The 946-nt window shown below is 69.5% G+C and carries 1 protein-coding gene; it reads left to right on the top strand.

What is annotated here, in order from left to right; translation table 11 throughout:
- Window positions 1-252: 252 nt before the first annotated feature.
- The coding region (locus JCM19049_RS15525; protein ID WP_279403370.1) for a methyltransferase domain-containing protein at window positions 253-946 on the top strand (694 nt) is incomplete at its 3' end.

Raw genomic sequence — 946 nt, 5'->3', positions numbered from 1 at the left:
GCAGCAGGCCAAGGCCGCGGCCATGGCCGCCCACCGCTCCCAGGTGGCCCCGCTGTCCGACCAGCCCGGGGACGAGGTGCTGCTCAGCGCCGCGTTCAGCGCCCACTTCGGCAACGGACCGAGGTCCTGCGCTACACCCCCGCCAACACGCACTCGGGCAGCGACGCCCCACAGGTCTTCGAACAGCTCTACCAGCAGCGCGAAGACCCATGGGACTACCGCACCAGCGACTATGAACGGCGCAAGCGCCAGGTGCTGCTGGCCAGCCTGGCCCGGGACAGCTACCGACAGGCCCTGGAAGTCGGGTGCTCCATCGGGGAGCTGTCGGCAGCGCTCGCCGAACGCAGTCAACGGTTCCTGGGCTTGGATGCCAGCGCCACCGCGGTCACCACGGCCCGTGACCGGCTGGCCCACCTGCCCCACGCCCAGGTGCGTGAGGCGACCGTACCGCAGCAGTGGCCGACGGAGCAGGACGGCTGGGACCTGGTGGTCATCAGCGAGACCGGCTACTTCCTGGCCGCCGATGAACTGGCCGAACTGCTCACCCACTGTGACCGGCAGATGGCGCCGACGGGGAACTGGTGCTCTGCCATTGGCTGCACCCGATCCAGGGCTGGACGCTGGACGGGGAAATGGTGCACGCCATGGCCCGGGAACTGCCAGGCTGGCATCCGGTGGTCGAACACCGCGAACCGCACTTCCTGCTGGAGATCTACCGGCGTAAGGGTGGAACCGATGAATGAGCCGCTGCGGGCACTGGCCATCGTGATCCCGGTGCACAACGAAGAAGAACACCTGCCCGCCTGCCTGGCCCACCTGGCGGCCGCCATGGACCGCTTCACCCAGTGCGCGCCGCAGGTGGAACTGCATGCGGTGCTCGTGCTGGACCGCTGCACCGACCTCTCCGGTCAGCTGGTGCACGACCGGGCGCGCGCCGATGCCCGCT

It is taken from the genome of Arthrobacter sp. JCM 19049, assembly GCF_001310435.1.
The sequence above is the reverse complement of the archived record's forward strand: the minus strand, read 5'-3'. Positions and strand labels throughout refer to the sequence as shown.